The organism is Adhaeribacter arboris (genome assembly GCF_003023845.1).
Taxonomy (GTDB): domain Bacteria; phylum Bacteroidota; class Bacteroidia; order Cytophagales; family Hymenobacteraceae; genus Adhaeribacter; species Adhaeribacter arboris.
Genome location: NZ_PYFT01000001.1, coordinates 3,221,310 through 3,244,806, shown reverse-complemented (window position 1 = coordinate 3,244,806; position 23,497 = coordinate 3,221,310). Strand labels below are relative to the sequence as shown.

23 protein-coding genes are annotated in these 23,497 nt (G+C 39.8%); 17 read left to right on the top strand and 6 right to left on the bottom strand.

Annotated elements, in window-relative coordinates; all coding sequences use genetic code 11:
• From map to AHMF7605_RS13430, 12 genes are all read left to right on the top strand, one after another.
• Positions 1-771, top strand: coding sequence for a type I methionyl aminopeptidase (gene map / locus AHMF7605_RS13485; protein WP_106930137.1), 771 nt, complete (start codon positions 1-3; stop codon positions 769-771).
• Between the two features lie 3 nt (positions 772-774).
• The gene (gene infA / locus AHMF7605_RS13480) at positions 775-993 is read left to right on the top strand and encodes a translation initiation factor IF-1 (protein WP_026461690.1); all 219 of its coding nucleotides are present in this window, start codon (positions 775-777) and stop codon (positions 991-993) included.
• A 2-nt stretch (positions 994-995) separates the two neighbouring features.
• Complete coding sequence (rpmJ, locus tag AHMF7605_RS13475; RefSeq protein WP_091512700.1) at positions 996-1,112, top strand: 50S ribosomal protein L36; 117 nt, start codon at positions 996-998, stop codon at positions 1,110-1,112.
• 14 nt (positions 1,113-1,126) lie between these two features.
• Positions 1,127-1,504, top strand: a complete 378-nt coding sequence (gene rpsM, locus AHMF7605_RS13470; protein WP_106930135.1) for a 30S ribosomal protein S13 — start codon at positions 1,127-1,129, stop codon at positions 1,502-1,504.
• Between the two features lie 10 nt (positions 1,505-1,514).
• A complete protein-coding gene (gene rpsK / locus AHMF7605_RS13465; protein ID WP_106930133.1) occupies positions 1,515-1,907 on the top strand; it encodes a 30S ribosomal protein S11 in 393 nt (130 codons plus the stop codon).
• 41 nt (positions 1,908-1,948) lie between these two features.
• Positions 1,949-2,554 (top strand): 30S ribosomal protein S4, encoded by a 606-nt coding sequence (gene rpsD, locus AHMF7605_RS13460; RefSeq protein ID WP_106930131.1) that lies wholly within the window; start codon positions 1,949-1,951, stop codon positions 2,552-2,554.
• Positions 2,555-2,597: 43 nt separating this feature from the next.
• On the top strand, positions 2,598-3,587 hold the full coding sequence (locus AHMF7605_RS13455) for a DNA-directed RNA polymerase subunit alpha (protein WP_106930130.1): 990 nt from the start codon (positions 2,598-2,600) through the stop codon (positions 3,585-3,587).
• Positions 3,588-3,592: 5 nt separating this feature from the next.
• A complete protein-coding gene (gene rplQ, locus AHMF7605_RS13450; protein WP_106930128.1) occupies positions 3,593-4,120 on the top strand; it encodes a 50S ribosomal protein L17 in 528 nt (175 codons plus the stop codon).
• Between the two features lie 83 nt (positions 4,121-4,203).
• A complete protein-coding gene (gene carA / locus AHMF7605_RS13445; RefSeq protein ID WP_106930126.1) occupies positions 4,204-5,307 on the top strand; it encodes a glutamine-hydrolyzing carbamoyl-phosphate synthase small subunit in 1,104 nt (367 codons plus the stop codon).
• An 85-nt stretch (positions 5,308-5,392) separates the two neighbouring features.
• Complete coding sequence (gene eno / locus AHMF7605_RS13440; protein ID WP_106930124.1) at positions 5,393-6,670, top strand: phosphopyruvate hydratase; 1,278 nt, start codon at positions 5,393-5,395, stop codon at positions 6,668-6,670.
• Positions 6,671-6,745: 75 nt separating this feature from the next.
• Positions 6,746-7,045, top strand: coding sequence for an FtsB family cell division protein (locus AHMF7605_RS13435; protein ID WP_106930123.1), 300 nt, complete (start codon positions 6,746-6,748; stop codon positions 7,043-7,045).
• 529 nt (positions 7,046-7,574) lie between these two features.
• Positions 7,575-8,402, top strand: a complete 828-nt coding sequence (locus tag AHMF7605_RS13430; RefSeq protein ID WP_106930121.1) for a murein L,D-transpeptidase catalytic domain family protein — start codon at positions 7,575-7,577, stop codon at positions 8,400-8,402.
• A gap of 63 nt (positions 8,403-8,465) precedes the next feature.
• Here the strand turns inward: AHMF7605_RS13430 and AHMF7605_RS13425 are convergent, their stop codons facing one another.
• The 6 genes from AHMF7605_RS13425 to dapF all read right to left on the bottom strand — a co-directional run bounded on the left by AHMF7605_RS13425 (position 8,466) and on the right by dapF (position 16,217).
• Complete coding sequence (locus tag AHMF7605_RS13425) at positions 8,466-9,527, bottom strand: Ldh family oxidoreductase (RefSeq protein ID WP_106930120.1); 1,062 nt, start codon at positions 9,525-9,527, stop codon at positions 8,466-8,468.
• A gap of 180 nt (positions 9,528-9,707) precedes the next feature.
• Complete coding sequence (locus AHMF7605_RS13420; RefSeq protein WP_106930118.1) at positions 9,708-11,945, bottom strand: family 1 glycosylhydrolase; 2,238 nt, start codon at positions 11,943-11,945, stop codon at positions 9,708-9,710.
• A complete protein-coding gene (gene glf, locus AHMF7605_RS13415) occupies positions 11,932-13,125 on the bottom strand; it encodes a UDP-galactopyranose mutase (protein WP_106930117.1) in 1,194 nt (397 codons plus the stop codon). The genes AHMF7605_RS13420 and glf overlap by 14 nt, the downstream gene beginning before the upstream one ends.
• Before the next feature lie 53 nt (positions 13,126-13,178).
• The gene (locus tag AHMF7605_RS13410; RefSeq protein ID WP_106930115.1) at positions 13,179-14,429 is read right to left on the bottom strand and encodes a glycosyltransferase family 1 protein; all 1,251 of its coding nucleotides are present in this window, start codon (positions 14,427-14,429) and stop codon (positions 13,179-13,181) included.
• A 472-nt stretch (positions 14,430-14,901) separates the two neighbouring features.
• Entirely contained in the window at positions 14,902-15,423 is a 522-nt protein-coding gene (locus tag AHMF7605_RS13405) for a GNAT family N-acetyltransferase (RefSeq protein WP_106930114.1), read from the bottom strand.
• Between the two features lie 17 nt (positions 15,424-15,440).
• Positions 15,441-16,217 (bottom strand): diaminopimelate epimerase, encoded by a 777-nt coding sequence (gene dapF / locus AHMF7605_RS13400; protein WP_106930112.1) that lies wholly within the window; start codon positions 16,215-16,217, stop codon positions 15,441-15,443.
• Between the two features lie 325 nt (positions 16,218-16,542).
• Here dapF and AHMF7605_RS13395 point away from each other — a divergent pair, with 325 nt between their 5' ends.
• The 5 genes from AHMF7605_RS13395 (at position 16,543) to AHMF7605_RS13375 (ending at position 23,417) form a co-directional block, all read left to right on the top strand.
• Positions 16,543-17,457: a class I SAM-dependent methyltransferase gene (locus AHMF7605_RS13395; RefSeq protein ID WP_106930110.1), complete on the top strand. Its 915-nt coding sequence runs from the start codon at positions 16,543-16,545 to the stop codon at positions 17,455-17,457.
• On the top strand, positions 17,454-18,398 hold the full coding sequence (locus AHMF7605_RS13390; protein ID WP_106930108.1) for a Ppx/GppA phosphatase family protein: 945 nt from the start codon (positions 17,454-17,456) through the stop codon (positions 18,396-18,398). Before AHMF7605_RS13395 ends, AHMF7605_RS13390 begins: the two co-directional genes overlap by 4 nt.
• A 472-nt stretch (positions 18,399-18,870) precedes the next feature.
• A complete protein-coding gene (gene secA / locus AHMF7605_RS13385) occupies positions 18,871-22,239 on the top strand; it encodes a preprotein translocase subunit SecA (protein ID WP_106930106.1) in 3,369 nt (1,122 codons plus the stop codon).
• Positions 22,229-22,918, top strand: coding sequence for a deoxyribose-phosphate aldolase (gene deoC / locus AHMF7605_RS13380; protein WP_233219043.1), 690 nt, complete (start codon positions 22,229-22,231; stop codon positions 22,916-22,918). The genes secA and deoC overlap by 11 nt, the downstream gene beginning before the upstream one ends.
• Positions 22,899-23,417: a sporulation protein gene (locus AHMF7605_RS13375; protein ID WP_106930104.1), complete on the top strand. Its 519-nt coding sequence runs from the start codon at positions 22,899-22,901 to the stop codon at positions 23,415-23,417. The genes deoC and AHMF7605_RS13375 overlap by 20 nt, the downstream gene beginning before the upstream one ends.
• Positions 23,418-23,497 lie beyond the last annotated feature (80 nt).

Below are 23,497 nucleotides of genomic sequence, written 5' to 3'. Positions count from 1 at the left end.
ATGATTTGTTATAAAACAGAGGAAGAAATCGAATTACTTAGAGAAGGCGCTCAAGTTTTAGGCAAGGCTCATGGTGAAGTGTCTAAGCTTATCAAAGAAGGTGTAACAACAGAAGAGTTAGATAAAAGAGCAGAAGAGTTTATATTAGATAATGGAGGTAAACCATCATTTAAAGGATATAATGGATTTAAAGCTAGTCTTTGTATATCGGTTAATTCTGTTGTAGTACATGGCATACCAGGGAAATATGAACTAAAAAGCGGAGATATTGTTACTATTGATTGTGGAGTTTTATTCAAAGGGTACCATACAGATTCTGCCTATACTCACATGGTTGGTGAAGTATCAAAAGAGTTAGAAAAATTATTAACTATAACGAAGGAATCACTTTATTTAGGAATTTCAAAAGCTGTAGCTGGTAATAGGTTAGGAGACGTTTGTTTTGCTGTTCAAAATCACGTGGAAAAAAATAATTTTTCGGTAGTTCGGGAATTGGTTGGACATGGTATTGGTAAAAGCCTACATGAAGCACCAGAAGTGCCTAATTATGGTAAGCGGGGATCCGGTTTAAAGTTACAAGAAGGTTTAGTGATTGCTATTGAACCCATGGTCAACTTAGGAGGAAAGAATATTGTGCAAGAAGATGATGGGTGGACTATTAGAACAAAAGATAATTCACCTTCTGCCCACTTTGAGCATACAGTTGTGGTTCGAAAAGAACAAGCTGAAATATTAACAACTTTTAAATATATAGATAAGGAAGAAGAATAATTTATGGCTAAACAGTCTTCTATCGAACAAGATGGGACAATAGTTGAGGCATTGTCCAATGCAATGTTTCGGGTAGAATTAGAAAATGGACATCAAGTAATTTCACATATATCTGGTAAGATGCGGATGCACTACATTAAAATTCTGCCAGGTGATAAAGTTAAAATTGAGATGTCGCCATATGATTTATCAAAAGGTAGAATAGTTTATAGATATAAATAAAAATGAAAGTTAAAGCATCTATTAAAAAAAGGAGCGTTGATTGTAAGGTAATTCGGCGTAAAGGAAAGCTTTACGTTATAAACAAGAAAAATCCACGTTATAAACAAAGACAAGGGTAAATATATTATTGTATATGGCTAGAATAGCAGGAGTAGATATCCCAGATAAAAAAAGAGGCGAAATAGCTTTAACTTATATCTATGGTATAGGTAGAAGAGCTTCACAATCGATTTTAAACAAAGCTGGTGTTAATTGGGATAAAAAGGTAAATGAGTGGACCGAAGAAGAAGCTGGTGCCATTCGTAATGTTATTGCTACTGAACATAAGACGGAAGGTGTTTTACGTTCCGAAGTACAGTTGCATATAAAACGCTTAATGGATATAGGATCATATCGTGGTCTTCGTCATAGAAAGGGCTTGCCTGTGAGAGGCCAGCGTACTAAAAACAATTCTCGGACGAGAAAAGGTAAGCGTAAAACAGTTGCTAACAAGAAAAAAGCTACTAAATAATTAATAGAAAATGGCTCAAAAGAGAAAAGATAAAGCCAAAAAGCGTGTAGTAGTAGTAGAATCTACTGGTCAAGTACACATTAAAGCTTCTTTTAATAATATTATAATCTCCATTACGAACAACAATGGTCAAGTAATCTCTTGGGCATCGGCAGGTAAAATGGGTTTTAAAGGTTCCAAAAAGAATACTCCATATGCGGCACAAATGGCTGCTTCAGATTGCGCTAGAGTAGCTCATGAACTAGGCCTTCGTAAGGCAGAAGTATTTGTAAAGGGTCCTGGTGCGGGTAGAGAATCGGCAATTCGTACGGTCCAAGGTGCAGGTATAGAAATTACAACCATTAAAGATGTTACTCCTTTGCCGCATAATGGTTGCAGACCTCCAAAGCGTAGAAGAGTTTAATTTTAATTAAGGACCTTTATGGGTCCTGTCCACATAAAATAATGGCACGATATACTGGTCCTAAAACCAAAATTTCAAGAAGATTTAACGAGCCCATTTTCGGTGCAAGTAAAGCCCTACAGAAAAAAGCTTACCCTCCAGGTATGCATGGTAGGGGAAGAAGAAAAAAACAATCGGAATATGCTATCCAGTTGATGGAAAAGCAAAAGGCTAAATACCTTTATGGTGTTTTAGAAAAACAATTTGCTAATTTATTTGATAAAGCTCATCGGAAAGGTGGTATTACCGGCGAAAACTTACTTCGTTTACTCGAAGCAAGATTAGATAATACGGTTTATCGCTTAGGTATAGCTCCCACACGCAGAGCTGCCCGCCAACTTGTTTTGCATAAACATATTTTAGTTGATGGAGCAATAGTAAATGTAGCATCCTATAGTTTAAAACCTGGTCAGATTGTAGCTGTTCGCGAGAAATCAAAATCTCTAGAAGCAATTACTACTAGCCTGAGTGCTCGTAATTCCCGTCAATTTAATTGGTTGGAATGGGATGGAAAAGAAATGATTGGAAAATTCGTTTCTGAACCGGAAAGAGATCAAATTCCGGAAAAAATTCAAGAGCAATTAATTGTCGAGCTTTACTCGAAATAATTGTTCCGGATTGTATTTTTAACTATTTATAATATTACACTATATGTCAATATTAGCTTTTCAAATGCCAGAGAAAGTCGTAATGGAGAAAGCCGACGACTTTCATGGTCAATTTGAATTTAAGCCTTTGGAAAAAGGATACGGTGTAACAATTGGTAATGCCTTAAGAAGAATTTTATTATCTTCTTTGGAAGGTTACGCCATTACAGCGGTTCGAATCCCTGGAGTGTTACATGAATTCTCAACCATTGAAGGTGTAATGGAGGACGTCTCTGAAATTATACTTAATCTGAAAATGGTAAGATTCAAAAAGATAAATGAAGCCATTGAAGATAAAATTACTGTTACTATCTCTAATAAGAATACTTTTCAAGCAGGAGATATTAACAGATTTACTAATGGGTTTCAAGTTTTAAACCCTGATTTGGTTATTTGTCATTTAGAGCCTTCTGTAAATTTAGAGGTAGAACTTACCCTTCAAAAAGGAAGAGGTTATGTTCCGGCAGATGAAAACAAACCAAATGAGCAGGTGTTTGGACAGATTGCTATTGATGCTATTTTTACGCCAATTAAAAACGTTAAATATAGCATTGAAAATACACGGGTTGAGCAAAAGACTGACTATGAAAAGTTGTTAATTGATATTCAAACTGATGGTTCTATTCACCCGGAAGAAGCTTTAAAAGGAGCTGCCCATATATTAATACAACACTTTATGTTGTTCTCCGACAGCACAATGACTTTTGAAACTGCTAAGCCTGAAGAAGAAGAAGCAGTAGATGAAGAAATGTTGCACATGCGAAAGGTTTTAAAAACTCCTTTGCATGATATGGATCTTTCTGTACGTGCTTATAATTGCTTAAAGGCTGCTGATATAAAAACATTAGGCGATCTAGTGCAATTAGATATGCAGGATATGATGAAGTTCCGTAATTTTGGAAAGAAATCCCTTACTGAGTTGGAAAACTTAGTGGAAGAAAAAGGACTAAATTTTGGAATGGATCTTTCCAAATACAAATTAGATGAAGATTAACTAAAATGAGACACGGTAAAAAAATTAATCATTTAGGCAGGACTTCCGCTCATAGAAAGGCAATGTTGTCTAATATGGCATCCTCATTGATTCTGCATAAGCGCGTATCTACTACCATAGCAAAAGCAAAAGCTTTGCGTAAATATGTAGAGCCTCTATTAACCAAATCAAAAAACGATACAACTCACTCGAGAAGAACTATTTTCTCTTACTTGCAAAATAAAGAATCCTTAAAAGAACTTTTTGATCAAGTATCAAGTAAAATTGCTAATCGTCCTGGGGGATATACTCGTATTCTAAAAACAGGAAACCGTTTAGGAGATAATGCCGATATGTGCATCATTGAGTTAGTTGATTATAACGAAGCAATGTTAGGGACAGCAGCTAAAGCCACTGAAACTAAAACCAGAACAAGAAGAAGAGGCGGAAAAAGAAAGGAAAGTGAAAGCTCTTCAAACGCTGGTGCAACAGAAAATAACGCCAATTCAGTTGATAGTTCAACATCTAATTCTGAAAATGTTCAGGATGTTTAATAAATATTTAAATTTTACAATAATTTTTAAAAGGGATATGACTTAAATCATATCCCTTTTTATTTTTGCAAAACATTACATCTATGAAAGAAAAGAAAGCAGTTGACGCTATTTTATTATTAGCGGACGGTACCCAATGGAAAGGTAAGAGTCTTGGCTGTACCGGTACAAATTCAGGCGAACTTTGTTTTAATACCGGAATGACAGGGTATCAGGAGATATTTACGGATCCATCTTATTACGGACAAATCGTGATTACAACAGTTTCGCACGTAGGTAATTATGGGGTACTTAATCAGGAAGTAGAATCTAAGCAAGTCCAAATTAAGGGTCTAGTTTGTAAAGAATTTTCTGATTTTTTTTCCAGACGCTCAGCGGAGGGTTCGCTACAAGAATATTTTGAGAAAGCTGGTGTTGTTGGCATTTGTGAAATTGATACCCGAGAATTAGTCCGGCATATACGCAATAAAGGGGCTATGAATGCAATAATTTCTTCTGATATTTTAGATGTAGAAGTTCTTAAAGAAAAATTAGCAGCTACTCCTTCTATGGATGGTTTAGAACTGGCATCGCAGGTTAGTACGAGGGATGAGTATATAATGAAACCAGATAAGGTAGAATTTAAGGTGGCTATCCTAGATTTAGGTGTAAAAAGGAACATCATACATAATTTGGTAAGCCGGGGATGTGAGTGCAAAGTTTTTCCGTACGATACCTCTTTCGATGAAATGGAAGCTTGGGGGCCTGATGGTTACTTTATATCGAACGGGCCAGGGGATCCGGCTGCAACTACACAAGCAGTGGAGAGTGTTAATCGAATCTTGGATCGCGATAAACCTTTATTTGGCATTTGTATGGGTCATCAGGTTTTAGCTCAAGCCAATGGCATTGCAACTTATAAAATGCATAACGGTCATAGAGGTTTGAATCATCCAGTTAAAAATTTAATTACAGGAAAATGTGAAGTTACATCTCAAAACCATGGTTTTGCTGTAGATGGAGAAGCGGTTAAGAATAATGACCAAGTAGAAGTTACTCATATCAACTTAAATGATGGCACCATTGAAGGTATCCGGATAAAAGGTAAAAAAGCATTTTCCGTGCAATACCATCCTGAATCTTCTCCAGGCCCACATGATTCAAATTATCTCTTCGATAATTTTATTCAATTACTTAAAAATGCTTAGAGCAGTTTGAAGTTTTCTAGGACATAATTAGTAGTATTGCAACCGGTAACGTTTCCATATCATAAATTTTAACCACTTATAAAAGATGACTTTAATTTCAAGCATTAAGGCCCGCCAAATTTTTGATTCTAGAGGTAATCCTACCGTAGAAGTAGATGTTATAACAGATAACGGATTTCTAGGTCGGGCAGCGGTTCCTTCGGGAGCATCTACGGGTAAACACGAAGCCGTAGAGCTGCGCGATGGAGATAAATCGCAATACATGGGTAAAGGCGTTTTAAAGGCAGTAAGTAATGTAAACGATATTATTGCCGAGGAATTGCTGGGAGAAAATGTATTTGAGCAAAACAAGATTGATAGCTTAATGCTGGAATTAGATGGTACACCTAATAAAGGTAAATTAGGAGCAAACGCTATCTTGGGAGTTTCTTTGGCAATTGCCCGAGCTGCTGCTGAAGCCTTAGGAATGCCGTTGTACCGCTATGTGGGTGGCGTAAATGCTAACACATTGCCGGTACCTATGATGAATATCTTAAATGGAGGTAGTCATGCGGATAATTCTATCGATTTTCAGGAATTTATGATTATGCCGGTGGGAGCTCCTAGTTTCCGCGAAGCAATGCGGTGGGGTTCTGAGATATTCCATAACCTAAAAAATGTACTTCATAAACAAGGTTTGTCTACCAATGTAGGCGACGAAGGTGGTTTTGCCCCGAATATAAAGTCGAACGAAGACGCTATTAAAATTGTATTGCAAGCCATTGAAGCGGCGGGTTATAAACCTGGCGAACAAGTAATGATTGCCATGGATGCGGCTGCTTCCGAGTTCTATGATGCATCAAGCGGTCAGTATCATTTCAAAAAATCTACAGGGGATAAGCTTACTTCTGCTGAAATGGTAAGTTACTGGACGGATTGGACTAAAAAATACCCTATTGTTTCGATTGAAGATGGTATGGATGAGGACGATTGGTCGGGCTGGAAATCTTTAACGGAATCTATTGGCAGTACTACCCAATTGGTAGGAGATGATTTATTTGTAACCAATGTAAACCGTTTGCAAAAAGGTATCGACGAATCAATTGCGAATGCTATTTTAATTAAAGTTAATCAAATCGGTACGCTTACCGAAACTATTAATGCTATTAACTTAGGTCGCAGAAACGGTTATAAGAGTATTATGAGTCATCGTTCCGGTGAAACCGAAGATAATACAATTGCTGATTTAGCGGTAGCATTAAATACCGGACAAATTAAAACAGGTTCAGCTTCTCGGTCAGATAGGATGGCAAAATACAACCAGTTGCTTCGGATTGAAGAAGAACTGGGCGAAACGGCTTACTTCCCCGGTAAGAAAATGTAAAAGTAAAATAAAATTTCTTTGGCAGGACGGTAACTATTTGTTTTACCGTCCTGCTTTTTTATTTATATTTGATTTATGCAGATACAGTTGCCAAGATTTATCAGAAGTTTTTATTTTATTTCTACTGTTACTTTCCTGATATGGATGGTATTTTTTGATTCGAATGATTTTATGACTCAATATCAAATGAGTAAGAAATTGAATGATTTGGAAGCCGATAAAGAATATTATGTTCAGAAAATAGCGGAAGTACAAAAAGATCGTACGGAGCTGATGAGTAATCCGGAATTACTAGAAAAATATGCCCGGGAAAAATACTACATGAAACGGCCGGGTGAAGAAGTATTTATTTTAGTAAAAAAGCCGAAGAAGTAAAAATTATACTTAGATAAGGTTGTAATAAGAAAGCCCTGTTCTAAGCAGGGCTTTCTTATTCTAGATAAGACACAGTAAAATATTATTGCGCTTCTATTTCATTATGCTAGCTAATTAAAATGAACTACTGAGATAATAATGGTATTTAGGCCTATAACTCAGTAGTAATAAGTTGTTTCTTTTCGAGGTGTAGATTACCGAACTAATGATAGTTCTACATGGATAATTTAAATTATTCACTCTTATAAAGTATAACCAGTAATACGTTAATCCCATTTTGAAATTTAAAATATTACAACTATTTATTAGCTAATTGGTGCGAATGTACGTGGTTTTCTAAGTTCCTTTCACAGCTTGTCTCAGCAATAATTATCTATGAACTATAAAAAAGTATATTGTGTTTAGAGGGTAAATATCGAATTTGTACAAATTAAGAGTGGTAAATTGCCAGCCTTAAAATTGTTTATAACGTATAATACAATTCTGAGGCAGCTTAGAAGGTATTATTTTTCTATAAAAAGAAACAGCAATGAAACAGGAAAATAGAGATATTATTCGAAAGGTAAAGAAAGGCAATCGCCGCGTTCGCCGGATTATTCCTTTTTTGGCGCCTTTTTTCTTTGCGCACTTTCCATTACCAGCCGGAAGTTATAAAACTAAGTCGGAAAATACTCATTTATCAGCTGCTAATGCAGAAGCATTACGTTTTGCGGCTTTTCAGGTAGATGTTTATAAGCTTTACGAAGAAATTAGTTTAGAAAAAAGTGGCTTATCGCTGGATGTTTTTAATGATGCCTTATTAGGTTATCTGAACTTGAAAGCTCAAGGTCAACTATCCGATAAAAAGTTGCTGACAGTTGTTGATTTTAACAAGCCATCTACCGAAAAACGTCTTTGGGTTATTGATTTAGCAGGTAAGAAAGTTTTGTTTAACTCCTTGGTAGCACATGGTAAAAATTCCGGTGAAAACATGGCCGAAAATTTTGACAATACCGTTAGCTCGGAGAAAAGCAGTTTAGGATTTTACGTTACCCAAGATATTTACATGGGTAAACATGGAAAATCCTTAAAGCTAGTTGGTTTAGATAAAGATTTTAATACAAATGCGCTGGAACGTTGCGTAGTAATGCATGGTGCTGATTATGTAAGTGATGCTTTTATTGCGCAGCACGGTCGTTTGGGTCGAAGCCAAGGTTGTCCTGCTTTACCTATGGAAAACCATCAACAAATTATTGAAGCTGTTAAAGGTAAAACTTGTTTGTTTATTCACGCCAATAAAAAAGAATATAATTCGGATTACCTAGATGCCGAAACAGCTTTGGCGTACTATTCATCAGTAGGTAATTCTATTATTTAAAATATAGAATAAAAGTTAGAACAAAAGGGCCTTTCTCATCAAGAAAGGCCCTTTTGTTTTACTTTAAAAGGATAAAGAAAATTTATTTGCTAACGATTCTAAATCTTTTACTACGGGATCTAAAAGCGGAATACCTTCTTGAAAGCGTTTTGCCGCCATTATTCTTTCCGGATCACCCGGAATAAGAACAGGTGTTTCTTCTGATTTAGCTTTGGACTGGCGGAACGTAGTAATCCAATTATCCATGTGGGTTTTAAATTCATCAGCCGGACGAAAAGCATCTATACGCATAGCTCCAAAAAAATGTCCGATGCCTGCTCCTACGGGGTTAGTTGGTAAGGGCAAAAAACTTACAAAGGGTGGTACCCAAGGGCCATAATTGGCTCCTGATAAAACTGCCGAAAATATATCAACGATAGAACCTAAACAATAGCCTTTGTGGCTGCCGGTTTCTCCTCCTAAAGGCATTAGCGCTCCTCCTGCTTTTAGTTCGTTTGGATTAGTAGAGTTTTGACCTTGGGCGTCTTGTATCCAGCCAAGGGGTGCTTCTTGATTCTTACGTTGTAAAATTTCTAGTTTACCATTGGCTGCAGTAGTGGTAGCAAAATCCGCTACAAACGCGGGTTGTTCATTCGCCGGTATAGCTACCGCAATAGGATTGGTTCCTAATAAACGTTCTAAAGAATTAGTAGGCGCAACCAACGGGCTGGCATTGGTCATAGCTATACCAATCATATCTTTTGCTAAGGCTTTCATGGCATGGTAACCCGCAATACCAAAATGATTTGAATTTTTTACTGAAACCCAACCAGTACCAGCTACTTGGGCTTTTTGTATGGCAATTTCCATTGCGTGGGGAGCAACTACTAAACCTAAACCGCTGTCTCCGTCTACTACCGCTGTACTGGGTGTCTCGTGTACTACTTTTACGTCTGGAGTAGCATTAATCCGGTTTGTTTCCCAGAGGCGTACGTAACCAATTAGCCGGGCAATACCATGTGAGTCAATGCCTCTTAGATCGGCAGATAATAATACTTCCGTAGCTAAATCAGCATCTTCTTCGGGGCAGCCAATACTTTGAAAGACTTGTTTGGTAAAGGTATAAAGATGATCGTAAGAATACATAGTGAAGCTAAATTGTAATGACTGAAGCCAAAAGTAGAGTTTATTCTTTAACTCTGACGTATTGACATGACTGATGAAAACATTACGGTAAAGTTATGAGCTTTCATCTTAACTAAAACAAAAATAAAAAGCTGCCCAGATTACGAACAGCTTTTTACTATTAAATTCTTAGAATTAGACTTAACCGCTTAGCTTTTCTTCTGCAGGAAATAGATCTTTATCTCCAGAAGTCCTTTCTCGAGCCAACGTTTGCATAATTTCTGGAATACAACGATGCAGAGCATTTTCTATCGATGGCATGATATAAGATTTAGTGCTTTCTAACGCTGAATTCTTTGGCCGATAAGCCGGCAGGTTAAAAGACGAGATGGGTTGCCTTTCTATATGTACATCCTTTAAAAGAGCAATATCTGCTATTAATTCCGCTAATTCTGCCCAGGTAAAGTCTCCTGAATTAGTTAAATGCCAGATACCATTCGCCCGATCAATTAATAAATCTAAGGAATGTTGCACCAAGTCCGGCACATAAGTAGCTGAAATTTTTACATCGTTTACTGCCGCAAAGGGAATACCTTGCAGGAATGATTTTAGAGCAAAGTGAACAAAGTTATCCCGGTCCCAAATTCCAAAAAAAGCACTTGACCTGATTATTAAAGCTTCCGGCAGAATGCGTAGTATTTCTTTTTCAGCTAGGAATTTACTATTACCATATACATTTTGGGGATTCGGTTGATCCTCCTCCACATAAGGGCCAGCTTTACTGCCATCAAAAACTAAATCCGAAGAAAAAGTTAAGAGTTGAATATTAGCTGCTTTGCAAATTTTCGCTAATAAAATGGGGCCTGTCGTATTTGCCCGGTAGCATTTATTGGGTTCTCTTTCCGCATCGTCTATGCGCACATAGCCGGCCGCATTCACAATAGCCCAGGGATTATAGCGAGCTACCGCATATTTAACAGATTCCGGATTGGTAATATCCATTTCGGCCCGGCTTACTAAATAATAGTGTAATCCTCGGTCCTGGCAAATGCGGCCAAAGGCTTGTCCCAGCGTGCCAGTAGCTCCTGTTATGAGCACTGGTCGTTGTTTATGGTCCAGAATGGGTTTATGCGTAGGCTTAAAGATATAGGGATCTCCGTGCCGGTACGCGTAACGTTCTTCCCGGTCCCACCACCCTTTGTGCTGCAATACATCGTGGTGGTACTTTCCGGTTTGACTCAGGCTTTTCAGCATACCGGCTAAAGCGGTTGGCCAGGGTTGAGTTCCTATCCGTAAATCAAAAATTCCATTTTCGTAATGGCCGTTGCTACGGGTAAGCAACGAGTTCCAATCGTAAGAACCAATAAGAGCCCAGGCAGTTACCGCCAGACAATTCACCCCAGCTTGATTCAGTTCGGTAGCTGCCTCCCAAATTTCCATAAACCAGCGCATTTGTTCTTCGCGGGTACAGCATAGGTGCGCCTCCGTAATGGCAATGACCCCTTGATAGCGTTGCCAGGCTTCTTGCAATAATTCTTTAATTCCGGCTCGTTCTACCCCTTTTACCCGTACAGCTTCTACATCGGCGTATTTATGCCGGCCGTTATTACCGTGCGTATGCAGCGGGAAAATAGACAAATGCTCATCTAAGTACCGTTCGCTGGTGATATAATGGTTAATTCCGAAAATATCGGGCGGGAGAGGGCTTTCAACAAATTCGAGTAATTCCTCCGCGGAAAGGCCCGTAGTTATTAAATACTGCCAAAGTTTATGTTCAGGAGTAACCTTACCGCACAGTAAATCGAAGGTTAACCATCGGCGCTCGTTTTCAAATTCTGCCTGATAGGCTAGTAGTTTGGTGCTATGCGATTTTCCTAAATCTTCCGTTTGAACCAACTTGGCATCCGGATTAATTTGCCGGATGGCTTGCATAGCAAGTTTAGTACCTTTTACCTGATTTAATAATGCCCGAACAAAATCTTTATCGGAGGTTTGATGCGGATACCAAAAACCATAAAGGCAGCTAAACCGGGCGGTAGTGAGGGGTTCGTTAACGGGAGTATAATAGTTAACCCAAGGATAGCGTTCTGCTACCATTCGGGCATATTGCGCTAGTAAAGGCGCAAAATTATCACTTGCTAAATTGGTATAAATCGGCCCGCTACCGTGGTGGACCAAACCAACAATGGGGTCGATTTTTAATTGCTGCAAACGCTGCAATCTTTCATCCGACCAAGACCAGTTTGGCGTGTCCAGGCTTTGAGGAGCAACGTGCTCCCAAAGCACTGGGTAACGCAATTTTTTTATTCCTAAGGAGGCAAATAGATCCAGATCACTTATGCGATCCCGATGACCGTTTCTGCTTAACTGGTCGAAGAACTGTTCTCCTACCCGGTTACAACTGCATTCAACTCCGCCCCATAAATCAATGATCGCCATTTTTACTGGAGATTTTGATAATAGACCCGTTCAAAGATTTTCCTTTTACTACGATCTTCTCAATTTCTGCAATGGATTTATCTTCTTCTGTTTTCTCGGTAAGTTTTTTATACAGTGTAAGTGCCTGGGCTACCACCTGATCCATGTTATAGTATTTATAAGTAGCTAACCGGCCTACAAAGTGAACATTCGGGGTTTGATCGGCTAATTTTTTGTATTTATTATACAACTCGGCATTTTCTGGCCGTGGAACCGGATAATAAGGGTCTCCGTCGGCTTGTGGGTATTCATAAACCACGCTGGTTTTCGGATGTTTTTGACCGGTTAAGTATTTAAATTCAGTTATCCGGGTATAAGCGTGTTCGTTCGGATAGTTTACCACCGCCGTTGGCAGGAAAGTTTCGGTATTTAATGTTTCGTGTTTAAAATCCAGGGAGCGATAAGGCAATTTACCGAACTGATAATCAAAATATTCATCTACGGGCCCAGTAAAAATCATTTCCTTAAACGGAATCACGTCTACAATTTCCTTGTAGTCGGTATTCAGCATTATTTTAATGTTCGGGTGCGCCAGCATTTTCTCGAACATAGCTGTAAAACCATTTAAAGGCATCGCCTGATACGTATCGGTGAAGTACCGGTTATCGCGGTTGGTGCGGGTAGGTACCCGGGAAGTAACAGATTTATCTAGTTCTGATGGGTCCATGCCCCATTGTTTACGAGTATAATTCCGGAAGAATTTTTCATATAATTCACGGCCCACTTTACTTACCACAACATCTTCGGATGTACGTACTACGGGCACTTGCTCCGCTACCGACTCAAACCAGTCTTCTAACTCAAAAGAAGTAAGGTTTAAGCCATATAATTTATTAATAGTATCTAGGTTAATCGGAATAGGTACTAACTGTCCATCTACGCTGGCTAACACGCGGTGCTCATACGAACGCCAATCGGTAAATTGTGACAAATAATCGAAAACGTCTTTGGAATTGGTATGGAAAATATGAGGCCCGTATTTATGGACTAAAATACCTTCTTCATTGTAATGATCGAATGCGTTTCCGGCAATGTGCGATCTTTTGTCAATAATTAATACTTTTTTATTAGAACGGGTAGCAAGGCGTTCGGCCAATACACTTCCGGCAAAGCCAGCTCCAACAATAAGATAGTCGAACATAGAGTTTCTCAATTTAATAGTTTAACAATTTGGGTTAGTTTAAAGCTAGGAGCTTACTTTGATTTTTCGGTGATAGCAATTTGAATTAAGTTTACCATATTCTGCCAGGTATGATCCCAGGAGATATTGGCTAAAAAAGCATCTGTTTGGGCAAGCCATTCTGAATCGTTACGTTGCAGTAATGCTTTTTCCAGAGCCTCAACAAACTCAGGGGGAGTAGCAGCAATATGTACCAATCCTTGATCGCCGTAAGGGCGTATTACATCCCGGATTGGGGTAGATACTACAGGTTTGCCACCGGCTAAGTATTCGGGTGTTTTAGTAGGGCTGATATATTTAGTAGATTCATTTATAGCAAAGGGCATAGTAGCTACATCCCAAGAGCTTAAATAAGTGGGTAATTCTTTATAACTTTTCCCGCCCAGATAATGAATGTTTTCAGCCTGTGGTAAAGTAGCAGGATCAATTTTAACTACGGGACCAATAATTACCCAATGCCAATCCGGGCGCATTGCGGCTACTTCGCGTAACAATTCAATATCAAAACGTTCATCTACCACGCCGTAGAAACCAAAACGGGGATGCGGAATATTTTTTTGATCTTCGGGTTCAACAATTTCTGTGCGAGCTTGAGCGAAATGGGCTTTATCAATACTGCTCGGAAAGGCATATACTTCCGGGTGCTGCGTACGTTTTGATTCGTAAATACTGTGCCCACCCGTAAATACCAGGTCAGCTTTCTTGAAAAGGTCAGCCTCTAGTTCACGTAGGCGCGGCGAAGCTCCTTTAAAGGCAGAAAGTTCGTCCATGCAATCGTAAACGGTTAAAGCGGGTTCTAAATGGCCATATACTTCCAAGGCCATAGGCGTATAATACCAGGCAATAAATTGCTTAATTTGCTGCTCTTGAATAAACTCATTTACTAAGTTAATCTGAATAGCATCTGATTCCTGCGGCGTTAAACCATGGGGTAAATGCGCTACTACAATATGTACGTTATCCTCGCGGCGGCTTATATCCAGATGTGGTTGGGCACCATGATAGAATTGCGGTTCTTCAAAGAAGAATAATCGCCCATGTTTCGCAAAACGCGAAAGTAAATGCTGCGGTCGCTGGTATACAAAATCCCAACGTAAATGCGATAAACAAACAATATCCGGCATATTCTGGATAAAGTTTTCGAGTTGATTTACATCAGCGGTAGGGCTAAGGGCATTTGCGTCATTCAGGGCAGCGGGTTTAGCGGTAGCTATTATGTTTTTTGCTTCAGGATTCAAAGAACTATTCTGGTCAAATTTTAGCATAGAGATTACGTACAGTTATTTTGTCACTTTAAATAAATTTGAAATTTATTAAGAAATTTTCAACGAAAGCTAATCAGCAATAAGGTTTTGCTTATATAAGGACTAATACGCAATATTTTTTAAAAAGATATTGCGTATATCAAAAATAAGCCTAATAAACTTCTGTTTTAAGTAGAAATGCTTACCCCTTAATCCGTATAAATTCCAAAATAGGAAAGAAGAATATAATATTATTCCTGTAAAAAATACAATTATACAATTATGTTGTGAAAAGAAAATACTATAAAACTTAGTCGTTCAAAAGCAACTTAACGGTTGGTTCTAGGTATTTTTAAGAAGAAAATTGTATTTTATTTAAAATATAACCTTCAACTATATAATTAAGCTAAGGTTAAATTTATAATTATAGAAAAGGAGTTTTCGGCTTTTGAATCAAACAAATTAACAGTATAAATATTTAAAGAAGAAAAATTTAATCCGCCAAAATTTTTTGAAATTCTATAACATCTTGCCAACCTTTCGGCGTTCTTATCCATTCTCGACGAATACCTACAGCTAAGAAGCCTGCACTCTCGAACAAACGTAAACTGCTTACATTATCATTACTGACAGAACAAAAAACCTGATGCAAGAACAGGTGTTCCCGGCAATATTTTAGTATTAATTGTAGCGCTTCGGTGGCGTAGCGTTGTTGCCGGAAAGGAGGAGCAATTACAATTCCCACCCCTGCTCGTTGGTGAATAGGTTCAAAATCAAATAAATCTATAGTTCCTACAGCCCAATGCTGGTGCGTATTGATGAGTAACCGTAATTGTTTTATCGTGTAAATATCTGCCGCAGCTTGCTCCAGATACTGCTGCAATACATGTTTGGCAAATGGAGTAGTAGTATTACTTACCGGCCAAATAGCAGTATCGTTTTCTAAACTGTATAAAAAATCAAGATCACTTGGCTCCAGAGCGCGTAAATAAATATGTTCGCCTTGTAAAAACATAGTGGGTTATTACGCCATTACACCTCTACGGTGCCGGTAAAAACGTACTGAGCCGGACCAATTAAATAAATATTGGTAAAACCAGTAGCACTTACCTCAAAAGCCACTTGTAAATTACCGCCTAATGTTTTTATAGAAACCGGGCTGGTAGCGCCTCTATAACTAGCCGCAAGTGCGGTGGCCGTGACGCCCGTTCCGCAAGAAAAGGTTTCGTCTTCTACGCCGCGTTCGTAGGTGCGTACAAACAGAGCAGCTTCGGGTTGCAGTTGAGCAAAATTTACGTTCGTGCCTTCTAACTTAAACCGCTCGTTGTACCGGATATCGCGCCCTTCTGCAAAAACATTGAGTTCATCAAGAGCATCTACAAACTGCACATAATGCGGGGAACCTGTGTTTAAATAATAATAATCCAAACCTGTTTCTACTTGGTGAACATCGTTCATTTTTAAAGATACTAGTCCGGTATTATCTACGGTAGCGTAATGGTTACCATCGGCGGCCAGGAAAAAAGCTTTATCGGTAATAACTCCTAACGCCCGGGCAAATTGTACCGTGCAACGGCCGCCGTTGCCGCACATCGAGCCGGGCCGTCCATCGGCATTAAAGTAAACCATCTCAAAATCATAGCCTTCCCGGTTCTGCAATAAAATGAAACCATCGGCACCTATACCCATGCGGCGCTCGCAAAGCTGCGCAATCAAGTTATGGTTACGGGTATCAAAAAATAATTCCCGATTATCAATCATGATAAAATCATTGCCGGTACCCTGGTATTTGTGAAAAGTAACGTTCATAATTCAACTAAATACGAAACTGCAAGTTTATTCTTTTCTGACCAGGAATAATATAGATATATCTGAAAAAGAAGAGAAAGAACTCTAATAATGTCCTTTTTATTACGTTTTTTCCATGCGCCAATTTTTTTACAACCGTTACGAAGAGAAGTTAAGGCGAACACTAAAACAGGAATTATTATTTTTGTGATTATCTTTTAGAATTCCTAATAACGTATTGAATTAAATAGATGCTAGATAATGAAGAAGCTGTTTAAATCACTCAAAATTAGGCTGAAGAATTACTATTAGTGTCCTAAAATGTATTACCTGTTAATAAATATTCATGTATTCTTTTCTTACCGTTAGTAACTGGCCCGATTACGAACTGATAGATTCCGGGAATTTCGAAAAACTGGAACGCTTCGGAGACTACATCCTTGCCCGCCCCGAACCGCAGGCCATTTGGGATAAACATTTACCGCCGTCGGAATGGGAGCGCTTAGCCCAGGCTATATTTAAACGGGAAAAAGGTAGCACGGAAAAAGGTCAATGGCAATTACGTCGGGGAATGGCAGAACAATGGTTTATTAAATATGAATACCAGGAGATGAAACTGCGCTTCCGGCTGGGGTTATCTTCTTTTAAACACGTGGGGTTATTCCCGGAGCAGGATCCCAACTGGAAATTTATTTACGAGGCTGCTAGGCAATTAAAATCGAAAGCGCCAAAAATATTAAATCTATTCGCTTATACCGGGGCGGCTTCTTTAGCGGCGAAAGCAGCCAATGCCGATGTAACGCACCTAGACTCGGTGAAGCAAGTAAATTATTGGGCCCGCGAAAACATGGAAGCCAGTAACTTAGACCAAATCCGGTGGATTGTTGAAGACGCTATGAAGTTTGCGCGCCGGGAAGTAAAACGCGGTAATATTTACCAAGGCTTAATCCTAGACCCGCCCGCTTACGGTCGGGGACCAAATGGTGAAAAATGGCAGTTAGAAGATGAATTAAACGAGCTACTAAAATTATGCGCGCAGCTATTAGATCCAACGGATAACTTCTTTCTTATTAATTTGTATTCTTTAGGATTTTCCGGTTTAATTCTGGAAAATTTGATTAGCCAAAATTTTAATACCCATGTCAAAGCAAATCAGGAAGTAGGAGAGATTTATTTACAAGATCGTGGCCAACGTAAATTGCCTTTGGGAACCTTTTACCGCTTTAGCACCGTTTTGTACAACAAAATAGATACTAAATGAAAAACCGTCGCCTTGCCCTTATTGATATGGGTACCAATACCTTTCATTTATTAATTGCCGAAATTAATTCCAATGGCGAGCCAGAGCCTTTAGTAAAGCTAAAAGAATCGGTTAAATTGGGCCAGGATGGTATTAGCAGAGGAGCCATTGCCCCTGATGCTGTGGAAAGAGCGCTACAAACTCTAACTAATTTCAAAACTGAAATAGAGAAATACGAGGTTTCAGAAGTAAGGGCAGTAGCCACCAGTGCAGTACGGAATGCCGCTAACGGAATTAAATTAATTACGGCTATTCAGGAGCAGACAGGCATTGAGGTGGAAGTTATCTCCGGTGACCGGGAAGCCGAGTTAATTTATTACGGCGTTAAATCGGCGCTCGAAATTGGTTCCGAACGAAGCTTAATTATCGATATTGGCGGTGGCAGTGTAGAATGTATTATTTGTGATGGCGATACCATTTTCTGGAAACAGAGTTTTGAAATTGGGGCACAACGCCTGATGGATAGATTCTTTATCACCGATCCTATCTCAGCGGCGGATATGGAAGCGGAAATGGAGTTTTTAGAAAAAGAATTAGAACCTTTAACCGAAGCAATAGCCCAGTATAAACCTTGCGCCTTAATTGGTTCTTCCGGCACTTTCGATACACTTTGTGATATTGATGTCCGGCGTAAAGGACTCGATCGTACCTGTGACCCATGTACAGAGTCAGACTTAGCTTTATCCGACTTCTACGAAATTTACGACGACATTCTTAAAAAAACGCGTTCTGAGCGTTTAGCTATACCGGGTATGATGGAAATGCGCGTCGATATGATTGTAGTAGCATGTATTTTGATTGATCATGTACTGGAAAACTACGAACTAAACAAAATCCGAGTGTCCTCCTATGCTTTAAAAGAAGGATTACTAAGTGAACAGTTGCGATTTGCCGAAAAATAAAAGTTCTAACTTTTGAGTTATAAACCTGTGCCGGAAATGTATTTACCAGCACAGGTTTTTTTATGCGTTTCAAAAACTAAGTAAATAACTGAAAAAACGAAGGTATTTAGATAGTTTCCTGACGAATAGTCAGCTTATTAAGTTGTAGAGAAAGGCAGAAACTTATTTTTGAAAAAAGTTAAAACGACTCATTTTTTTATGTTGCTAAGTCAGTAAGAGTGTTTGTAGCGGAATAATAGTTGAATTTGATTGATTAACAGAATAAAAAACGTGATTGTAATTTAAAACCATCTATAATAATTAGAGTACCTAAATTATTTAGGCTAATTTTTTGTTGTTAACAGGAGGTGCTCTGCCATATTGGTAGCCGTTGGGTTGGTAAAGCCCGATTGTTTTACATTACTTTATACCGATATTTCAGAAAAACCCTGTAATTTTGACCTACATCTATATTAATTTTTAACGACAAGCGATGTTCGATTTTATTGGAAAAACAGTTGCCAAAATATTCGGCACCAAATCCGAACGTGATATTAAAGAAGTAACCCCGTACGTGGGACAAATCAATGAAGAATATGCCAGACTAGCTGCTATCTCGGATGATGAACTCCGTCAAAGAACCCAGGCGGTCAAATCTATAATAGATGAACGACTAACGGAAATTGATGCTAAAATTTCTGCCTTACACCAACGGGTTACCAACGAACCCGAGTTGGATATTATGCAGAAAGAAAATATATTTTCTGAAATTGACACTCTGGAAAAAGACCGGAACAAACAATTGGAATTGGTTTTAATGGAGGTGTTGCCACAAGCATTCGCCATTGTAAAAGAAACCGCTCGCCGGTTTAAAGAAAACGGCCAGTTAGTAGTAACCGCTACCGAAATTGACCGGGCAACAGCGGCGCGTAAACCTAATGTTCGTTTAGAAAGAGATAAAGCTATTTGGGCTAACAAATGGATGGCTGCCGGTAACGAAATTACCTGGGATATGCTCCATTACGATGTACAGTTAATTGGCGGTATTGTTTTGCACCAAGGTAAAATTGCCGAAATGGGTACGGGTGAGGGTAAAACCTTAGTGGCTACTTTGCCAGCTTTTCTGAATGCTTTAGCCAAGCGCGGAGTACACGTAGTAACCGTAAACGATTACCTGGCTAAACGTGACTCCGAATGGATGGCGCCATTGTTTGAGTTCCATGGTATATCTATCGACTGTATTGATAAACATCAGCCTAATACCGATAATCGCCGCCAGGCCTACCAGGCGGATATTACTTACGGAACCAATAATGAGTTCGGCTTTGATTACCTGCGCGACAATATGGCCCGGAATCCGGATGAGTTAGTGCAGCGCAAGCATCACTTTGCCATGGTAGATGAGGTTGACTCCGTTTTAATTGATGATGCCCGTACTCCTTTAATTATTTCAGGCCCGGTGCCGCGTGGCGACGAACACGAATTCTACGATTTGAAACCACGTATTTCGATGCTGGTGGAAGCGCAGAAAAAAGTAACGGGTAACTTTTTGGTTGAAGCCAAACGTTTATTGAAAGAAGGTAATGAAAAAGAAGGTGGTTTATCTTTGTTCCGAGCTTATCGCGGTTTACCTAAAAACAAACCACTTATTAAATTTTTAGGTGAAACCGGTATTCGAGCGGCTTTGCAAAGAACCGAAAATTTCTATCTGCAGGATAATGCCCGCCAAATGCCCGAAGCCGATGCGCCCCTTTACTTTACCATCGACGAAAAAAATAACAACATCGAGCTTACCGAAAAAGGTCTTGATATGATTACCGGTCAGGGCGAAGATCCTAACTTCTTCATTCTGCCGGATATTGGTACCGAACTGGCTAACATCGAAAACGATAAATCGGCTACGGACGAAGAACGGCTGCACCGCAAAGAAAAATTAATGAACGACTTTGCCGAAAAGTCGCAACGGATTCATACCATTAACCAGCTTCTGAAGGCCTATACTTTATTCGAGCGCGATGTGGAATACATTGTTACCGAAGATCGTAAGGTGAAAATTGTGGATGAGCAAACCGGCCGGGTAATGGAAGGACGTCGCTATTCCGATGGCTTACACCAAGCAATTGAAGCAAAAGAAAACGTACGGGTAGAAGATGCCACCCAAACCTATGCTACCGTTACTCTGCAGAACTACTTCCGGATGTACCACAAACTTTGCGGAATGACGGGTACCGCCGAAACAGAAGCCGGCGAATTCTGGGAAATTTATAAGCTGGATGTAGTTACAATTCCTACCAACAAACCAGTAGTCCGCGAAGATCGCCACGATAAAGTTTATAAAACCGTACGTGAGAAATTTAATGCCGTAGCCGAAGAAATTCAGGAATTAACCGCTGCCGGTCGGCCGGTTCTAGTTGGTACTACTTCCGTAGAAATTTCGGAACTAGTGAGCCGGATGCTGCAAATCCGGAAGATTCCGCACCAGGTACTAAACGCGAAACTGCACCAGAAAGAAGCGGAAATTGTAGCGGAAGCCGGTAAGCCAAGCACCGTAACTATCGCTACTAACATGGCCGGCCGGGGTACGGATATTAAGCTTACTCCCGAATCCAGAAATGCCGGCGGTTTGGCCATTATTGGTACCGAACGGCATGAATCGCGCCGGGTAGATCGCCAGTTACGTGGTCGTTCCGGCCGCCAAGGTGATCCAGGTTCTTCGCAGTTTTTCGTGAGCTTGGATGATAGTTTAATGCGTTTGTTTGGTTCCGAACGGATTGCTAAACTGATGGACCGTTTAGGCTTGGAAGAAGGCGAAGTAATTCAACATTCCATGATTTCTAACTCTATTGAAAGAGCGCAGAAAAAAGTAGAAGAAAATAACTTTGGTATCCGGAAACGGTTGCTCGAATACGATGACGTGATGAACGCTCAGCGTGAAGTAGTATATCGTCGTCGGCGCAATGCGCTTTATGGCGAACGTTTGGAACTGGATATCTGGAACATGATCTACGATCTGAGCGAAGACATTGTCCTTAGCCATAAAGGTAGCGGCGATTTCGATGACTTTACTTTGAATATTATTCGGGTATTTGGCTTTGATACCGCTATTACTGCCGGTGATTTAGCTAGTGAGCAGGCCGCAGAACTGACTGAGAAATTGTATAACGAAGCGCTTGCTTTCTACTTAGATAAGAATAAAGCTATTGCCGAGCATTCTTTCCCGATTATCACCGACATCTACCAGAATCGCGCCATGATCGAAACAATTGCGGTGCCGTTTACGGATGGGCGTAAGCAGATTACGGCCATGACTAACCTGGAGAAAGCCTATCAAACGCATTCGCGGGAATTGATTAAAGAGATGGAGAAAGCTATTACCTTAGCCACCATTGATCAGGCCTGGACCCAGCACTTACGCGAAATGGATGATTTAAAGCAATCCGTGCAAAATGCCGTTTACGAACAGAAAGATCCGTTATTGATTTATAAGTTTGAATCGTTTGAGCTGTTTAAACGTATGATTGGCAAGGTAAACGAGGAAACCATTTCTTTCTTGTTTAAAGCCGATATTCCGGTACAAAGACCGGAAGAAGTACAAGAAGCACGGCAATCCCGGCAGCCAAAAGTTCCGGCTTTAAAAATACAGAAAGAAGAAGTTCATTCTGTTTTGGAAGGCCCGGCTGCTGAAGAGGCTGCCGAAGCTCAGGCCGTTGTAAAATCTGTCCCAGTTCGGTCGCATAAAGTGGCTGGCCGTAACGATAAAGTTAGCGTGCAGTATAACGACGGTAGAGTAGTACGCGATGTAAAATACAAAAGCGTAGAACAGGATGTGCTTAATCACCGTTGCGTAATCATTGAAGACTAATTCAGACATATCACATTTTAATATTGCCAGCTACATAGATCATACGCTTTTGCGGCCGGATGCCGACGAGCGTATGATAAGGCAGCTGTGCGCCGAAGCCTCCACGTATAACTTTGCGGCTGTTTGTGTGCCGCCTTGCTACGTGAAAATAGCCACCAATGCCTTAGCAGACAGCCAGGTGCATATTGCCACGGTAATCGGATTCCCATTAGGCTATCAAACCGCCGAAGTTAAGTTTTTTGAAGCGCATAAAGCCTTAAGTGCCGGTGCTACCGAAATAGATATGGTGCTAAATTTAGCTGCTTTTAAATCTGGCCGGTTCGCGGATGCGGAAAATGAAGTAGGCGAATTGGCTACTCTTTGTCACCTGCGCGGGGGCTTGTTAAAGGTAATTATTGAAACTGCCTTACTTTCAGAAGAAGAAATTATTCAGGCGTGCGACCTTTGTGCCCAAGCTGAAGCAGATTTTGTTAAAACTTCGACTGGTTTTTCCAGTCGGGGAGCTTCTGTGGCCGATGTAGCATTAATGCGACAATCCTTGCCGGAAAAAGTCCGGATTAAAGCTTCGGGAGGTATCCGGGATATTGCTTTTGCAAAAGAGCTTATCCGGGCGGGTGCCGACCGCATAGGTACCTCAGCGGGGGTGCAATTAATAAACTATGAAGAAAAACAAAATTAGCGGGCTGGTTTTAAGTTTTTTGTTTCTTATTTCCTGTGCCCGTACTCCCGGTACGGTATCCAAATTAGAGGAAACAGCCGCTGTAGAAGACTTAAGCGCTTTCCGGCCCAAATTTCCTGCTCCACCAGTTGAAACAATAAATGAAACCAAACCAGTAACAGAACCAGTTATAACCGTTACTCCCACGCATCACGTAAATAACCGGGTTTTAGCCTTACTGGATACCGTGGCTAATGCAAATAAGGCCATTAAATACGCCCAGGGATACCGGATTCTGGCTTACACAGGTACAGAAAGAAAGATAGCTATGGAAATGCGGCGATCTATTATTGACCGGATACCAGAAGAACGGGATTATTTGCAATACCGTCAACCTACCTTTCGGCTCAAAATAGGGGATTATATGAATCGTATTGAAGCACAGCAAGTACTTTCCCAAATAAAAGATATTTCACCTAATGCCTTAATTGTTTCGGATCAGATTAATGTAAACCGGTAAGACAATTACCATTTTCCAAATACCACATATTACTTTTGCAAGTAAGTATATTAAGTCCTCATTTACTTATAACTCTTTAC

What these genes read in the sequence shown, in the direction of transcription:
- infA (WP_026461690.1), top strand. Translation starts at nt 775, where the DNA reads ATGGCTAAACAGTCTTCTATCGAACAAGATGGGACAATAGTTGAGGCA.
- eno (WP_106930124.1), top strand. Translation starts at nt 5,393, where the DNA reads ATGACTTTAATTTCAAGCATTAAGGCCCGCCAAATTTTTGATTCTAGA.
- rpsM (WP_106930135.1), top strand. Translation starts at nt 1,127, where the DNA reads ATGGCTAGAATAGCAGGAGTAGATATCCCAGATAAAAAAAGAGGCGAA.
- AHMF7605_RS13390 (WP_106930108.1), top strand. Translation starts at nt 17,454, where the DNA reads ATGAAAAACCGTCGCCTTGCCCTTATTGATATGGGTACCAATACCTTT.
- rpsD (WP_106930131.1), top strand. Translation starts at nt 1,949, where the DNA reads ATGGCACGATATACTGGTCCTAAAACCAAAATTTCAAGAAGATTTAAC.
- rpmJ (WP_091512700.1), top strand. Translation starts at nt 996, where the DNA reads ATGAAAGTTAAAGCATCTATTAAAAAAAGGAGCGTTGATTGTAAGGTA.
- AHMF7605_RS13455 (WP_106930130.1), top strand. Translation starts at nt 2,598, where the DNA reads ATGTCAATATTAGCTTTTCAAATGCCAGAGAAAGTCGTAATGGAGAAA.
- secA (WP_106930106.1), top strand. Translation starts at nt 18,871, where the DNA reads ATGTTCGATTTTATTGGAAAAACAGTTGCCAAAATATTCGGCACCAAA.
- AHMF7605_RS13410 (WP_106930115.1), bottom strand. Translation starts at nt 14,429, where the DNA reads ATGCTAAAATTTGACCAGAATAGTTCTTTGAATCCTGAAGCAAAAAAC.
- glf (WP_106930117.1), bottom strand. Translation starts at nt 13,125, where the DNA reads ATGTTCGACTATCTTATTGTTGGAGCTGGCTTTGCCGGAAGTGTATTG.
- AHMF7605_RS13420 (WP_106930118.1), bottom strand. Translation starts at nt 11,945, where the DNA reads ATGGCGATCATTGATTTATGGGGCGGAGTTGAATGCAGTTGTAACCGG.
- rplQ (WP_106930128.1), top strand. Translation starts at nt 3,593, where the DNA reads ATGAGACACGGTAAAAAAATTAATCATTTAGGCAGGACTTCCGCTCAT.
- dapF (WP_106930112.1), bottom strand. Translation starts at nt 16,217, where the DNA reads ATGAACGTTACTTTTCACAAATACCAGGGTACCGGCAATGATTTTATC.
- AHMF7605_RS13405 (WP_106930114.1), bottom strand. Translation starts at nt 15,423, where the DNA reads ATGTTTTTACAAGGCGAACATATTTATTTACGCGCTCTGGAGCCAAGT.
- AHMF7605_RS13375 (WP_106930104.1), top strand. Translation starts at nt 22,899, where the DNA reads ATGAAGAAAAACAAAATTAGCGGGCTGGTTTTAAGTTTTTTGTTTCTT.
- AHMF7605_RS13395 (WP_106930110.1), top strand. Translation starts at nt 16,543, where the DNA reads ATGTATTCTTTTCTTACCGTTAGTAACTGGCCCGATTACGAACTGATA.
- AHMF7605_RS13425 (WP_106930120.1), bottom strand. Translation starts at nt 9,527, where the DNA reads ATGTATTCTTACGATCATCTTTATACCTTTACCAAACAAGTCTTTCAA.
- carA (WP_106930126.1), top strand. Translation starts at nt 4,204, where the DNA reads ATGAAAGAAAAGAAAGCAGTTGACGCTATTTTATTATTAGCGGACGGT.
- map (WP_106930137.1), top strand. Translation starts at nt 1, where the DNA reads ATGATTTGTTATAAAACAGAGGAAGAAATCGAATTACTTAGAGAAGGC.
- rpsK (WP_106930133.1), top strand. Translation starts at nt 1,515, where the DNA reads ATGGCTCAAAAGAGAAAAGATAAAGCCAAAAAGCGTGTAGTAGTAGTA.
- AHMF7605_RS13430 (WP_106930121.1), top strand. Translation starts at nt 7,575, where the DNA reads ATGAAACAGGAAAATAGAGATATTATTCGAAAGGTAAAGAAAGGCAAT.
- AHMF7605_RS13435 (WP_106930123.1), top strand. Translation starts at nt 6,746, where the DNA reads ATGCAGATACAGTTGCCAAGATTTATCAGAAGTTTTTATTTTATTTCT.